At 76.3% G+C, this 14,378-nt stretch carries 11 protein-coding genes; 6 read left to right on the top strand and 5 right to left on the bottom strand.

Annotation, left to right across the window (positions count from 1 at the left end):
• Window positions 1-12 precede the first annotated feature (12 nt).
• Window positions 13-720, top strand: coding sequence for an SDR family oxidoreductase (locus FMM08_RS01290; protein WP_147924519.1), 708 nt, complete (start codon window positions 13-15; stop codon window positions 718-720).
• Between the two features lie 60 nt (window positions 721-780).
• On the opposite strand, the gene FMM08_RS01285 is transcribed toward FMM08_RS01290, so the two are convergent.
• Both FMM08_RS01285 and FMM08_RS01280 read right to left on the bottom strand, forming a co-directional pair.
• Entirely contained in the window at window positions 781-1,848 is a 1,068-nt protein-coding gene (locus tag FMM08_RS01285) for a 2,3-butanediol dehydrogenase (RefSeq protein ID WP_147924518.1), read from the bottom strand.
• Complete coding sequence (locus FMM08_RS01280; RefSeq protein ID WP_147924517.1) at window positions 1,848-3,773, bottom strand: flavin-containing monooxygenase; 1,926 nt, start codon at window positions 3,771-3,773, stop codon at window positions 1,848-1,850. The genes FMM08_RS01285 and FMM08_RS01280 overlap by 1 nt, the downstream gene beginning before the upstream one ends.
• A 211-nt stretch (window positions 3,774-3,984) precedes the next feature.
• On the opposite strand from FMM08_RS01280, the gene FMM08_RS01275 reads away from it, so the two are divergent.
• The 3 genes from FMM08_RS01275 to FMM08_RS01265 are packed head-to-tail and all read left to right on the top strand — an operon-like array spanning window position 3,985 to window position 8,294.
• A complete protein-coding gene (locus FMM08_RS01275) occupies window positions 3,985-5,211 on the top strand; it encodes a helix-turn-helix domain-containing protein (RefSeq protein ID WP_147924516.1) in 1,227 nt (408 codons plus the stop codon).
• A 57-nt stretch (window positions 5,212-5,268) separates the two neighbouring features.
• Window positions 5,269-6,840 carry a TldD/PmbA family protein gene (locus FMM08_RS01270; RefSeq protein WP_147924515.1) on the top strand — a complete coding sequence of 524 codons (1,572 nt, stop codon included), beginning with the start codon at window positions 5,269-5,271 and terminating at the stop codon, window positions 6,838-6,840.
• Complete coding sequence (locus FMM08_RS01265; protein ID WP_147924514.1) at window positions 6,837-8,294, top strand: metallopeptidase TldD-related protein; 1,458 nt, start codon at window positions 6,837-6,839, stop codon at window positions 8,292-8,294. Before FMM08_RS01270 ends, FMM08_RS01265 begins: the two co-directional genes overlap by 4 nt.
• Before the next feature lie 15 nt (window positions 8,295-8,309).
• Here the strand turns inward: FMM08_RS01265 and FMM08_RS01260 are convergent, their stop codons facing one another.
• A complete protein-coding gene (locus tag FMM08_RS01260; RefSeq protein WP_147924513.1) occupies window positions 8,310-9,200 on the bottom strand; it encodes an ATP-grasp domain-containing protein in 891 nt (296 codons plus the stop codon).
• A gap of 81 nt (window positions 9,201-9,281) precedes the next feature.
• Here FMM08_RS01260 and FMM08_RS01255 point away from each other — a divergent pair, with 81 nt between their 5' ends.
• Entirely contained in the window at window positions 9,282-10,397 is a 1,116-nt protein-coding gene (locus FMM08_RS01255) for a CDP-glycerol glycerophosphotransferase family protein (RefSeq protein ID WP_147924512.1), read from the top strand.
• Entirely contained in the window at window positions 10,394-12,061 is a 1,668-nt protein-coding gene (locus FMM08_RS01250; RefSeq protein WP_187279455.1) for a glycoside hydrolase family 13 protein, read from the top strand. The genes FMM08_RS01255 and FMM08_RS01250 overlap by 4 nt, the downstream gene beginning before the upstream one ends.
• A 60-nt stretch (window positions 12,062-12,121) precedes the next feature.
• Here FMM08_RS01250 and FMM08_RS01245 read toward each other — a convergent pair whose 3' ends face one another.
• The gene (locus tag FMM08_RS01245; protein WP_147924510.1) at window positions 12,122-13,012 is read right to left on the bottom strand and encodes a bifunctional methylenetetrahydrofolate dehydrogenase/methenyltetrahydrofolate cyclohydrolase; all 891 of its coding nucleotides are present in this window, start codon (window positions 13,010-13,012) and stop codon (window positions 12,122-12,124) included.
• Window positions 13,012-14,325: a serine hydroxymethyltransferase gene (glyA, locus tag FMM08_RS01240; RefSeq protein ID WP_304653961.1), complete on the bottom strand. Its 1,314-nt coding sequence runs from the start codon at window positions 14,323-14,325 to the stop codon at window positions 13,012-13,014. The genes FMM08_RS01245 and glyA overlap by 1 nt, the downstream gene beginning before the upstream one ends.
• Window positions 14,326-14,378 lie beyond the last annotated feature (53 nt).

Raw genomic sequence — 14,378 nt, 5'->3', positions numbered from 1 at the left:
AGGGTGGACGGCGTGATCGTCGCTGTCGCCGGAGCCCACGGGCAGGTCGCCCACCGCCTCGTCCGCCTGCTCGCCGCGAGCGGTGACGAGGTGGTGGGGATGGTCCGAAACCCCGACCACGTCGCCGACGTCGAGGCCGACGGCGCCCGCGCCGCGGTGGTGGACCTGGAGACCGCGAGCGCCGACGAGGTGGCCAGCGCGGTGCGCGGGGCCGACGCCGTCGTGTTCGCCGCCGGTGCCGGCGCGGGCAGCGGTGAGGCCCGCAAGGACACCGTCGACAGGGCCGCGGCGGTGCTCCTGGCCGACGCCGCGCAGGCAGAGGGCGTGCGACGGTACGTGCTGGTCAGCTCCTACGGGGTCGACGCGGTGCGCGACGGCGCGACACCGGACGGCGTCGACCCGGTGTTCGTGGCCTACCTGCGCGCCAAGCTCGCCGCCGAGGCCGAGCTCCTGCGGCGGGCGGCGTCGGGTGCGTTCGAGCTGGCGGTGCTGCGGCCCGGCGGTCTGACGGACTCCCCCGGCACCGGGACGGTGTCGCTGGAGCGCTCGCTGCCGCGCGGTCAGGTCTCCCGCGACGACGTCGCCGCGGTGGTCGCGGCGCTGCTGCGCGCACCGGCGCTGCTGCCGCCCGAGGAGGACCCGGTGCTGGAGCTCATGGCGGGCGACGAGCCCGTCGACGCCGCCGTCACCCGGTCCCTGACGCCCGCTCCCGCCGCCTGACTCCCTCCCGCCGCGCGAGCAGGGCGCTCGGCCACCGCTCAGGTGGCCGAGCGCCTGTGATCACGGTCGGGAGGTCGGGCTGACCAGGATCTTCACCGCCGTCTCGGTGCGGTGGAGCAGGGTGTCGTAGCCGACCTCCACCAGCTCGTCCAGGCCGATGCGGTGGGTGATGAACGGCTCCAGGTCGACCTTCCCCTCCTGCACGAGCCGGATGGTGGCCGGGTGGTCGCCCGCGTAGCCGATGGTGCCGCGCAGGTCGACCTCCTTGAGCACGAGCGACTGGATGTCGAGCTCGGCACGGTGTCCCCAGATCGACACGTTGACCACCACCCCGCCGGGCCTGACCGCGTCGAGGAGGGTGTCGAGCACCGGCTGCACGCTGGAGCACTCGAAGCACACGTCGGCACCGCGCCCGCCGGTGAGCTCGCGCACCCGGTCGGCCACGGACCCGTCGCGCGGGTCGAGCACCTCCTCCGCCACGCCGGTGTCGCGCGCCTTGGCCTTGCGGGCCTCGCTCACCTCCGTGAGCAGCACCCGCAGCCCCTCGGCCTTGAGCAGCGCCGCGAGCAGCAGGCCGATCGGCCCTGCGCCCCCGACCAGCGCCACGTCCCCGGCCCCCGCGCCGCTGCGCCGGTAGGCGTGGTGGCCCACCGCGAGCGGCTCGACGAGCGCGGCCTGGTCGAGGGGGACGTCGCCGACGGGGTGCACCCAGCGCCGCTCCACCACGATGCGCTCGGCGAGCCCGCCTCCGCGCCCACCGAGCCCGATGAAGTTCATGTCGGGACTGAGCTGGTAGCTGTCGTCGTCCCCGGTGGGGGTGCCCGGGCGCAGGATGTACGGCTCCACCACCACCGACTCGCCCACGCGCAGGTCGTCGACGCCCTCGCCCAGCGCGCTCACGGTGCCGGAGAACTCGTGCCCGATGACCAGCGGGGCGCTCTCCCCCGAGACCGGGTGCGGGTGCCCCGGCGCCGGGATGAAGATCGGCCCCTCGGTGTACTCGTGCAGGTCGGTGCCGCAGATGCCGCACCAGGCGACGTCGATGGCCACCGAGCCGGGCACGAGCTCCGGCTCGGGCACCTCTTCGACGCGCACGTCACCCCGGGCGTGCCACCTCGCGGCGCGCATCAGCGGGTGTGGTGCACGGGCGCGAGCTCGTGCACGGGGGTGTCCAGCCCCTCGTAGCGGGCCTTCAGCTGCAGCGACAGGTACAGCGAGTAGTGCCGCGACTGGTGGAGGTTGCCGCCGTGGAACCACAGGCCCTCCTGCTGGGTGGGCTTCCACATGTTGCGCTGCTCCCCCTCCCACGGGCCGGGGTCCTTGGTGGTGTCCGAGCCGAGGCCCCACACCTTGCCGACCCTGTCGGCGACCTCCGGGGAGATGAGGTCGGCGGCCCAGCCGTTCATCGAGCCGTAGCCGGTGGCGTAGACCACGAGGTCGGCCGGCAGGCGCTTCCCGGACGGCGTGCCGTCGTCGAGCACCACGGCGTCCTCCACGAGCTCGCGCACCGGCTCGTGCACCACGGTGACGCTGCCGTCGGCGACGAGCTCGCTGGCGCCCACGTCGATGTAGTAGCCCGAGCCGCGGCGCAGGTACTTCAGGAACAGGCCGGAGCCGTCGTCACCGAAGTCGAGCCAGAAGCCGGCGGCCTCGAGGCGGTCGTAGAAGTCCCGGTCGCGCCGCTCGATCTCCTGGTACAGCGGGATCTGGAACTCGTGCATGATCTTGTAGGGCAGCGAGGCGAACACGAGGTCGGCCTTCTCGGTGGTGACGCCGTTCGCGAGCGCCTCCTCGGAGTACAGCGCGCCCAGCCCGACCTCCATGAGCGAGTCGGACCTCACGATGTGCGTGGAGGACCGCTGGACCACCGTGACCTCGGCGCCGTGCTCCCACAGAGCGGCGGCGATGTCGTGCGCGGAGTTGTTCGCCCCGATGATCACGGCCTTCTTCCCGCGGTAGGCGTCGGGGCCGGGGTGGGCGCTGGAGTGGTGCTGGTCGCCGCGGAAGGTCTCGGCGCCGGGGAAGACCGGCACGTTCGGCTTGCCGGACATGCCGGTGGCCAGCACGAGCTCGGTGGGGTGCAGGACGACGTGCTCGACCTCGCCGGCAGACCCGTCAGCGCCGGGGTGCCGGCGCTCGAGCCGCACCTCCCAGGTGCCGGTCTCCTCGTCGCGGGAGGCCGAGGTGACGCGGGTGGAGCCCCAGTAGTCGACCTCCATGACGCGCACGTACATCTCGAGCCAGTCGCCGATCTTGTCCTTCGGCGCGAAGACGGGCCAGTTCCGCGGGAACGGCAGGTAGGGCAGGTGGTCGTACCAGACCGGGTCGTGCAGGCACAGGCTCTTGTAGCGCCCGCGCCACTGGTCGCCGGGGCGGTCGTGGGCGTCGACGACGAGCGCGGGCACGTCCAGCTGGCGCAGCCGCGCCCCCAGCGCGATGCCGCCCTGACCGCCGCCGATGACCAGCACGTGCGGCTGCCGGTCCTTCCCCCAGCCCTCGAGGCTGTCGCGGCGGCGCTCGCTCCACGAGCTGCGGTCGCGGCGCACGCCGTGCTCGGCGCCGCGCGGGCGCCGCGCGTCCAGCGGCTCCTCGAAGCCCTTGAGCTCGTGGAGGGTGGTGAGGAGCGTCCACGCGACGTCGCGCCGGCCGCCGTCGTCGTCCTCCTCCACGAGCCGCAGCAGGCCCCTGCCCCGTCCGACCTCGGTCTCGAAGGTGATCCACGCCTCCACGGTGGGGCGACCGTCGGGTGCGGCGGCGTCGGTGGCCGGCTCGCTGGTGGCGAAGGTGCGCGCACCGGTGCGGGCCGCCGTGGCCCGCACGCGCTCGGCGACCTGCCCGCGCCCCTCAGCGGTGGTGATGTTCCAGGTGAACGCGACGAGGTCGCGCCAGTAGGAGTCGGTGGCGAACAGGCCGGCGACGGCGTCGGCGTCCGCCGTGCCGAGGGCGGCCTCGAAGGCCGCGAGCCACGCCTCGGCGCGCTGCTGGGCGGTGGGCGCGGTGGGTGCGGTCTGCACGCGCAGGTCGAGCTCGGGTCGGTCGAGGGTCTGGCTCATCGGTGAGCGCCTCCCGCTGGTGGACTGCCACCGGCTCCGCTGCCGGCGGCGACGCCACGAGGCTGCTCCGGCCGGCCGGCTGCGCGCAGGGGTTGCAGCGGGGGTTGCAGCCGGGGCTGCAGCCCCTGGACGGCGGACCGCGACCGGCCGCACGCTGGACCTGCCGCGCGACCGGTCCGAGGAGGAGCCGGCGGGCCGCACCGGAGGTCACGTGACGCACGCCGCTGGTCAGAGCGCCCTGCCTGCGGGCAGCGACCCGCGCGAGCACGCCCGGGCGCTGCACCGCGTGAGGCTGCGGGCCCTGGCGGGCGAGGGGCCGCCGCAGGCGGTGCGCACGGTCATCGGCGCCTCGTGGCGGCGCGCGCGGCGGAACGGCCTCGACCCCGGGCGGGCGGCTGAGGTGCCGCCGCTGGACGGCGGTGACCTCGCGCAGCGCCGCGCCGCCAGCGGCCTGGAGCCGCTCATGCCGCTGCTGCGCACGCGGCTGCTGCCTGCGGCGGAGGCCGCCGGGCAGATCATGGTGGTCGCCGACGACGAGGGCCGGGTCCTGTGGCGCGAGGGCGGCCCGGACGTGCGCCACCGCGCCGACCGGCTCGGCTTCGTGGAGGGGTCCGCGTGGGACGAGTCCAGCGTGGGCACCAACGCCATCGGCACCTCGATCGTCACGGGCGAGGCGGTGCACGTCTTCGGCGCGGAGCACTACGCGGAGTCGCACACGCCGTGGACGTGCGCCGCTGCTCCCCTGCACGACCCGGTGACCCGCGCCCCGCTGGGCGTGGTGGACCTGTCGGGCCCCGCGCACACCGTGCACCAGAGCACCGTCTCGCTGGTCGACGCCGTGGCCCGGCTGGTGGAGCTCGAGCTGCGCGCGGAGTCCGACGCGCGCCTGGCGGTGCTGCGCGAGGTGGCGGAGCCGGTGCTGGCGCGGGTGGGCGGGCCCGCCGTCGTCGTCGCGCCTGACGGCGCCACCGCGGCGGCGCGCGGCGTGGAGGTGCCCGGCCGGGTGTGGCTGCCGGCGGGGCTGCAGCCCGGTGCGCTGTGGCTGCCGTCGCTGGGGGCGTGGACCGCGGAGCCGCTGCCGGGCGGCTGGCTGCTGCGCCCGCGCTCGAGCGCTGCGGCCCCGGGGACTGATGACGACGGCGTGAGCGCCACCGGCGTGGTGCTGGACCTGCGCTCGAGCCCGGCGCGGCTGCGGGTGGCCGGCGACGACCGCGCGTGGGAGCACCGGCTCACCCCGCGGCACACGGAGCTGGTGGCGGCGCTGGCGGCGCACCCGGAGGGGCTGAGCGCCGCGCAGCTGGCGGCGGAGGTCTTCGGCGACGCCGGCCGGACGGTCACGGTGCGGGCGGAGCTGTCGCGGCTGCGCCGGGCCCTCGGCCCGCTGCTCGCGCACCAGCCCTACCGCCTGGCCGCCCCCTGCACCACCCTCCCGCCGTGATCACGGCCGGAGGGGTGGGGGTGCCGCCCGGACACGTCGGGGGCAGGGTGGGAGGCGATGCTCAGCACAGCCAGCCCTGCCAGCACAGCCGGCGCGTCGACGGCGACACCACCGCCCACCGCCACCCCCGACCCGCCCGCGGCCGTCCCGTCCGCGGCGTTCGACCTCGCGGCTGCGGCCGTCGAGGCCGCGCTCGCCGCGGGCGCCCGCTTCGCCGACGCGCGCGTGGTCGACCGGCGCCACGAGGCGCTGACCGCCCGCGACGGCGACCTGCGCCAGCTGTCCCAGACCACCGAGGCGGGCATCGGCGTGCGCGCGCTGGTCGGTGACGGCTGGGGCTTCGCCGCGCTGGCCGACCCGACCGGCGAGCGCGACGCGCGGGCCACCGGTGAGCGCGCCGTCGCCGTCGCCCGGGCGAGCGCCGCGGTCCGCTCCCCCGGAGCTCACGGTCAGCGACGCGTCGAGCTGCTGCCCGTGCCGCCGCAGCGCGGCGGCTGGGCCAGCGGCTGCGCGCGCGACCCGTTCGACGTCCCGCTGGCCGAGAAGGCCGACCTCCTCGTGGGCGTGACGCAGGCGATGCGCGCGGCCGGCGGCTCCGTCATCGGCGTCGCCGAGGCGCTGTCCGCGGCGTGGGACACCCGCACCGCCTACGTCTCCAGCGAGGGTGCGCGCGTCGGGCAGCACGTGCGCGAGACCGGCGCCGGCATGCACTGCCTGGCCCTGGGCGAGCACGAGGTGCAGCGCCGCTCCTACCCGGCCTTCCGCGGCCAGTACGGCACCCGCGGCTGGGAGCTGGTCGACGAGCTCGACCTGCCCGCCCACGCCGACCGGATCGCGGAGGAGGCCGCCGCCCTGCTCAGCGCGCCGCTGTGCCCGAGCACGGAGACCACCCTCCTGCTCGGCGGGGAGCAGATGAGCCTGCAGATCCACGAGTCGGTCGGCCACGCCATCGAGCTGGACCGCATCCTCGGGTGGGAGGCGGCCTACGCCGGCACCTCCTGGCTGGACCTGTCGCGCCTGGGCGACCTGCGCTTCGGCTCGGAGCTCATGAACATCACCATCGACCCGACCATCCCGGGCGCGCTCGGCTCGTTCGGCTACGACGACGAGGGCACGCCCGCCGCCCCGCGCGACGCCGTGCGGAACGGGACCTGGACGGGCGTGCTGGCCGGACGGGACTCCGCCGCGCTGGCCGGGTACGACCACGCCGGCTCCGTGCGCGCCGACGGCTACGGCCGCCTGCCGATGGTCCGCATGACCAACGTGGGCCTCGAGCCCGGCCCGCACTCGCTGGAGGAGCTCGTGGCCGCCACCGACGACGGCGTGCTCATGGAGCACAACCGGTCCTGGTCGATCGACGACAAGCGGCTCGACTTCCAGTTCGGCTGCGAGATCGGCTGGGAGGTGAGGGCCGGCAAGCGCGGCCGGATGCTGCGCAACCCCTCCTACACGGGCACCGGCCCGGTGTTCTGGAACAGCCTCGACATGCTGGCCGGCCGCGAGCCCGGCGAGTGGCGGGCCTGGGGCACGCCCAACTGCGGCAAGGGGCAGCCGGGCCAGGTCGGGCACACCGGCCACGGGGCCGCGCCCGCCCGGTTCACCGGGGTGCGGGTGGGGGTGCGCGGATGAGCGCCCCGGGGACGGACGAGCAGCTCGACGCGGTCGTCGAGCGGGTGCTCGACGAGGTCCGCCGCCAGGGCGGCGGGGCGGTCGAGGCAACCGCCCGCGCCGACCACCACCGCCTGGCGCTCACGCGCTTCGCCGGCTCGGGGATCCACCAGAACACCGAGGACGACAGGACCACGGTGCACCTGCGCGTCGCGCTCGACGGCGGCCGCAGCGCGTCCGTCTCCACCACGAGGACGACGACGACGGCGCTCGCCGACCTGGTCTCCACCGCGCTGGCCGCCGCGCGGCTGAGCCCGCGCGACGCGGCCTGGCCCGGGCTGACCGGGCCCGGCCCCGCGGCCAGCGGCGCCGGGCCCGACGACGCCACCGCCGCGGCGGGCCCTGCCGAGCGCGCCGCGCTCGTGGCGGCGTTCGTCGAAGCGGCGGGTGGCCTGGAGACCGCCGGCTACGCGCAGACCACCCTGCTGACCAGCGCGGTGGCCGACACCGCCGGGCTGCACGCCCGCGCCGCGTCCACGGGGGCCGTGGTCGACGGCATCGCGCGCGCCCTGCCCGCGTCCGGCCTCGACGGCTCACCCGGGCCGTCGGGAGACGCCTCCTTCCGCGCCGACGGCGTGGGCCGGGCCGTCTCCCGGTCACTGGCCGACCTCGACGCCGCCGCGCTGGGGGCGCGAGCCGCCCGCCGCGCCCGGGCGCAGGCCGCGCCCGCCCAGCCGCTGCGGCGCGGTGAGCTGCCCGTGGTGCTGGAGCCGTCAGCGGTGCTCGACGTCGTCGCCGGGCTGCTCAGCTCCACCTTCAGCGGGCGGGGGCTCGTCGAGGGGACGAGCGGGGTCCGGCTCGGCGAGCAGCAGCTCGACCCGGCGCTCACGCTCGTGGACGACCCGCTCCACCCGAGCTCGACCGCGCTCCCCTTCGACACCGAGGGCACCCCCGGACGCCTCACCGAGCTGGTGCGCGACGGCGTGCCCCGCGCCGTCACCACCGACCGGCGCACCGTCGCGGCCCTGGCCGCGACGCGCAGCGGCCTCCCCGCCCTGCCGACGACCGCGGGCGCCCACGACGCCAGCGACACCTGGGGGCCGGTCGCGCAGGCGCCGGTGCTCTCCCCCGGCGGCGGTGGCTCGGTCGACGACCTGGTCGCCGGTCTGGAGCACGGGCTGCTCGTGTGCGACCTCTGGTACACGCGGCTCGCGGAGGCCAGGCGCTCGGTGTGGACCGGGCTGACGCGCAACGGGACGTTCCTCGTGCGCGACGGCGAGGTGGTCGGACCGGTGGGCGTGCTGCGGTTCACCCAGTCCTACCTGGAGGCGCTCGCCCCGGGGGCCGTGGCGGTCGGGTCGGGCGCCGAGGCGCTGCCGCGCGCGCTGACGTTCGGGGCCGCGGGCACGGCGCGCGTCGTCGTCCCCGCGCTGCGGCTGGCGCGCTGGAACATCACCGGAGGCGCCGCCACCTGACCCTCCCAACCGTGATCATGGACGGGGGGCGGCGGCGAGCAGGGCGGCCACCAGGGCCACCGCGTCGGTGGAGCGGGGGCGGTCGCTGACCTGGCCGTCGCCCAGCTCCACCACGCGCCAGGCGCCGTCGTCCCGCAGGACGACGTCGACGCTCACGAACGGCAGCGCGAGGCCACGCACCAGCGGCTCCACCGCGGACAGGTCGGGGTCCACCTCGCCGTGCACCTCGCCGTCGTCGTCGGGGTGGGGCGTGAGCAGCGCGCAGCGCGTGCCGCCGGGGCCGGTGGTCCACCACGTGCGGGTCTCCGGACCCGTGAATCGCTCGAAGCGGCGCAGCACCAGCCCGCCGGCGAGGTCGTCGCCGCGCAGCTGCAGGAAGCGCGACGCGACCTTCCGGACGGCAGCGGCGTCGGCGGCGTCGGGCACGAAGGCGGCCTCGTCCCAGGAGTGCTTGAGGGACTTGGTCCAGTCGCGCAGCACCGCGGGTCCCGCCCCCAGCGCGGCGCCGGCCGCGACGACGTCGTCGAGGTCGGAGCCGGTGGTCCAGCGCGTCAGGGGCGTCACCGGCGCCAGCGCGTCGAGCCACCCGGGCAGCTCGTGGGCGCGGCGGTACTGCTCGGCCGACGTCCGCAGCCGCACGCCGCGTGCGGTGAGGGCCTCCGCCAGGCCGTCGTAGTGCTCGGTGCGCAGCATCCAGCCGCGGTAGACGGCGTCCGCGGCGTCGTCGTCCTCGAGGGCCGCGCGCCGGACGCGGCGCACGCCCTCGGCGGCGTCACCGCGGGCCAGCGCGTCGTGGTCGACCAGGGCCACGGCCGCGCCCGCCTCGCGGGCGGCGCGGGCCTCGGCGGCGAAGTGCTCGTCGGGTCGGCGGGGGTCGACGGGGTCGCAGGGCACGAGGAGCAGCACGCGGCCGATCCTGGCGGCCCCGGCGCGCCCGGCGCCACCTTCGACCGGCGCGATCGGCTCCGGCGCTGCAGCATCGGGGTGGTGTCCTCAGCCCCACGCCCCACCACCGTCGTGTGGAACGCCTTCAACGGTCGCTACGCCGACAACCCGCGCGCCCTGCACGAGGGCCTGCTCGCCCGCGGCCTCGACGAGGGCGCCGGGTGGCACCACGTCTGGATGGCCGACCCCCGCCACACCAGCGCCTTCCCCGAAGGGGTGCGGACCGTGCCGGTCCGCAGCGCGGCGTGCGCGGAGGCGCTGGCCGCGGCCGACGTCGTCGTCGCCAACTGCCACGTGACGCTGGACCCCTGGCCCGCGGGGCGCCCGGAGGGCGAGCCGCGCTTCCTGCAGACCTGGCACGGCACACCGCTCAAGCGCATCCACCGCAGCGCCGCCTCGCTGCCCTCCGAGGCCGTGCTCGCCGAGCTCGACGCCGACATCGCCCGCTGGGACGCCCTCGTCACACCCAGCCCGGAGGCGACGCGGCTGCTGCGGGAGGCGTTCGCCTACGACGGCGAGGTGCTCGAGACCGGCTACCCCCGCAACGACGTGCTCTCCGCGCCCGACGCCGGCGAGCGCCGGGCGGCCGTGCGCTCCCAGCTCGGCATCCCCGAGGGGGCGACGGCGGTGCTGCTGGCCCCGACCTACCGCGACGACGAGGCGAACGGCTCCGGCGACCTGCCGCTGGGCTTCGACGTGCCCGAGCTGCTCGACGCCCTCGGCGACGACGTGGTGCTCGTGCTGCGGCTGCACTACTACGTGGCCGACCGGCTCACGCTGTCCCGCGACCCGCGGGTGGTCGACGCCTCGAACCACCCCGACGTCGCCGAGCTGTACCTGGCGGCCGACGCGCTGGTCACCGACTACTCCTCCTCGATGTTCGACTTCGCGGTCACCGGGCGCCCGGTGGTGCTCTACGCCTACGACCTGGACAGGTACCGCGACGTGCTGCGCGGCTTCACCTTCGACCTGCGCGGCGAGGGCCCCGGGCCGCTGCTGACGCGACCGCACGAGCTGGCCGAGGCCCTCGGCGACCTGCCGGGCGTCGCCTCGGCGTTCCAGGGGCAGTACGCGGCGTTCCGCGAGCGGTGGTGCTCCCTGGAGGACGGCCGGGCCACCGACCGGGTGCTGGACGCCTTCTTCGGCCCCGCCTCGTGAGCAGCGCGGAGACCGGCACGGCGAGCGACTGGTGGCGGACGGCGGTCGTCTACCAGGTGCTGCTGCGCAGCTTCGCGGACGGCGACGGCGACGGCGTCGGCGACCTCGCGGGGCTGCGCGCGCGCCTGCCGCACCTGGCCGCGCTCGGCGTGGACGCGGTGTGGGTGAACCCCTGGTACCCCTCACCGATGGTCGACGCCGGCTACGACGTGGCCGACTACCGCGACGTCGACCCGGCCTACGGGACGCTGGAGGAGGCGCGGGCCTTCGTCGACGAGGCGCACGCGCTGGGGATGCGCGTGCTGCTCGACGTCGTCCCCAACCACACCTCCGACGCCCACCCGTGGTTCCGCGCGGCGCTGGACGGTGACGAGTCGGCGCGGGCGCGGTACCTGTTCCGCCCGGGGCGCGACGGTGACGACGGGCCGGGCGCAGAGCCCCCGAACGACTGGGACTCCTCCTTCCGGGGCCCGGCGTGGACCCGGTCGACCGACCCCGCCACCGGGGAGCCCGGCGAGTGGTACCTGCACCTGTTCGCCCCCGAGCAGCCCGACCTCGACTGGTCGAACCCGCAGGTGCACGCGGAGCTGCTCGACGTGCTGCGGTTCTGGTTCGACCTCGGGGTGGACGGGTTCCGGGTGGACGTCGCGCACGGGCTGGCCAAGGCGGCGGGGCTGCCCGACGCCGAGGGCGCCGACCGGCGCACGCAGGCCCACCCCGGGTGGGACCAGGACGAGGTCCACGACGTCTACCGGGCCTGGCGGGCCCTCGCCGACTCCTACGACCCGCCGCGGGTCTTCGTGGCCGAGGCGTGGGTGGCGCGCCGGGAGCGGCTGCCGCTGTACGTGCGCCCCGACGAGCTGCACGCCGCCTTCGCCTTCGAGCCGCTGCACGTGGCGTGGCGCGAGGGGCCGTGGCGGCGCGTGGTGGAGCGCGAGCTGGCGTTCTCGGCCGCCTCCGGCGCGCCGAGCTCGTGGGTGCTCACCAACCACGACGTGGTGCGCCAGGTCACCCGGTACGCCCGGCAGCAGCCGGAGGAGAAGGGCGGCAACGAGTGGGAGCGGGCCCGCTGGCCGCTCTCCGCGCCCGACCTCGAGCTGGGCCGGCGGAGGGCGCGGGCGGCGCACCTGCTGGTGGCGGCGCTGCCGGGCGTGCTCTACGTGTACCTGGGCGAGGAGCTCGGCCTGCCCGAGGTGGAGGACCTGCCCGCCGCCGCCCGCGTCGACCCGATCTTCCACCGCTCCGGCGGCACCGACCCCGGCCGCGACGGCTCCCGCGTGCCCCTGCCGTGGACCGGTGAGGAGCCGGTGGCGGGCACGTGGCTGCCGCAGCCCCCCGGGTGGGGCGCCCTGGCCGCCGCCGTCCAGGAGGGCGACCCGTCCTCGGTGCTGTCGCTGTACCGGGCGTCGCTGGGGCTGCGCCGGCGCCTGTGGGCGGGTGCGGGGCCGCTGGTGTGGGACGACGACGCCCCGGCCGGCGTGCTGGCGTTCCACCGCGCCCCACAGGACGGGGGGCTGCTCCACTCGTGGACGACCTTCGAGGAGCCGGCCCGGCTCCCCGACGGCGCGGAGGTGCTGCTGGCGTCCCGGCCGGAGCTCACGGGCGCCGGCGTCCTGCCCCCTGACACGACCGCCTGGTGGCGCCTCGTCCACCTTCCCTCGTGATCATGGGCGTCCGCCACCCCAGGAGGTGGCGGACGCCCATGATCACGGACGGGGGTGGGGTCAGGAGCGGGCGGCGAGCGCCCTCTCGGCCGACTCCACGACGTTGGCCAGCAGCAGCGCCCGCGTCATCGGGCCCACACCACCGGGGTTGGGCGAGAGGTGCCCCGCGACCTGCGCGACGTCGGGGTGGACGTCGCCGAGGAGGCGGCTCTTGCCGGTCTCCTCGTCGAGGGCGCGGGTGACCCCCACGTCGAGCACGGCGGCGCCCGGCTTGACCATGTCGGCCGTCACCAGGTGCGCCGACCCGGCGGCGGCCACCACGACGTCGGCGCGGCGGACGTGCTCGCCGAGGTCCTTGGTGCCGGTGTGGGTCAGCGTGACGGTGGCGTCCACACCCCGGCGGGTGAGCATCAGCCCGATCGAGCGGCCCACCGTGGTCCCCCGGCCGATGACGACGACGTGGGCGCCGCGCAGCGGCACGCCGGCCCGCTCCAGCAGGTCGAGGCAGCCGCGCGGGGTGCACGGCAGGGGGGAGTCGATCGGTCCCGACAGGCGCAGCACGAGCCGCCCCAGGTTGGTGGGGTGCAGCCCGTCGGCGTCCTTGTCGGGGTCGATGAGCTCGAGCACCCGCTGCTCGTCGAGCCCCTTCGGCAGCGGCAGCTGCACGATGAAGCCGGTGCAGTCCGGGTTCGCGTTGAGCCGCGCGACGGCGGCCTCGACGTCGGCCTGGGTGGCGTCGGCGGGCAGGTCCTCGCGGATCGAGGCGATGCCCACCTCCTGGCAGTCGCGGTGCTTGCCCGCCACGTAGACCTGGCTGCCCGGGTCGTCCCCGACGAGCACCGTGCCGAGACCGGGGCGCACGCCCGCCTCGGCGAGGCGGGCGACCCGCTGGCGCAGGTCCTCCTTGGTGCTCGCCGCGGCGGCCCTGCCGTCCAGGAGCTGCGCGACCATCAGGCGTCGGCCTGCGCGGCGCTGGCCGAGGGCAGGCCCGGGTACAGCGGGAACGCCTCGGTGAGGGTGCGCACGCGCTCGCGCAGCGGCGCGACGTCGGCGGCCGGGTCGAGGGCGCCGGCGATGATGTCGGCGACCTCGGTGAACTCGGTGGCGCCGAAGCCGCGGGTGGCCAGGGCGGGGGTGCCGATCCGCAGGCCGGAGGTGACCATCGGCGGCCGCGGGTCGAACGGCACCGCGTTGCGGTTCACGGTGATGCCGGCCGCGTGGAGGCGGTCCTCGGCCTGCTGGCCGTCGAGCTCGGAGCGGCGCAGGTCCACCAGGGCCAGGTGCACGTCGGTGCCGCCGGTCAGCACGGAGGCGCCCACGGCGTCGACGTCGGGCTGCATGAGCCGGTCGGCGATGAGCTTCGCGCCCTCGAGGGTGCGCTGCTGGCGCTCCTTGAACGCCTCGCTCGCGGCGATCTTGAAGGCGACGGCCTTGCCGGCGATGACGTGCATCAGGGGGCCGCCCTGCTGGCCCGGGAAGACCGCGGAGTCGATCTTCTTGGCGTGCTCGGCCCGGCACAGGATGACGCCGGAGCGGGGACCGGCCAGCGTCTTGTGCACGGTGGAGGTCACGACGTCGGCGTGGGGCACCGGGCTGGGGTGCAGCCCGGCGGCCACCAGGCCCGCGAAGTGCGCCATGTCGACCATGAGCAGCGCGCCGACCTCGTCGGCGATCTCGCGGAACGCCGCGAAGTCGAGCTGGCGGGGGTAGGCCGACCAGCCGGCGATGATGAGCTTGGGGCGGCGCTCCAAGGCGACCTTCCGCACCACGTCCATGTCGACGAGGAACGTCTCGGGGTCCACGCCGTAGCTGGCCACGTCGAACAGGCGGCCGGAGAAGTTGGCCTTCATGCCGTGGGTGAGGTGGCCGCCGTGGGCCAGCTCGAGGCCCAGGATGGTGTCACCCGGACGGATCAGCGCGTGCATGACGGCGGCGTTGGCCTGGGCGCCGGAGTGGGGCTGCACGTTGGCGTGCTCGGCGCCGAAGAGGGCCTTGGCGCGCTCGCGGGCGAGCTCCTCGGCGACGTCGACCTGCTCGCAGCCGCCGTAGTAGCGGCGGCCGGGGTAGCCCTCGGCGTACTTGTTGGTGAGCACCGACCCCTGGGCGGCCATGACCGCGCGGGGGGCGAAGTTCTCGCTGGCGATCATCTCGAGGGTGTCCTGCTGGCGGCGCAGCTCACCGTCGAGCACGGCGGCGATCTCCGGGTCGACCTCGGCCAGGGGGGCGTCGGTGAGGGACTGGGCGGGCAGAGCGGTCTGCGTCACGGGGTGCTCCTCGCGGTGCGGCAGGGATCGGGGGTGGCGGTCTGCGGTCGGCT

It is taken from the genome of Quadrisphaera setariae (genome assembly GCF_008041935.1).
In the GTDB taxonomy this organism is placed as follows: Bacteria; Actinomycetota; Actinomycetes; order Actinomycetales; family Quadrisphaeraceae; genus Quadrisphaera; species Quadrisphaera setariae.
Note: the sequence above shows the minus strand (reverse complement) of the source record. Positions and strands in the feature narration are given on the sequence as shown.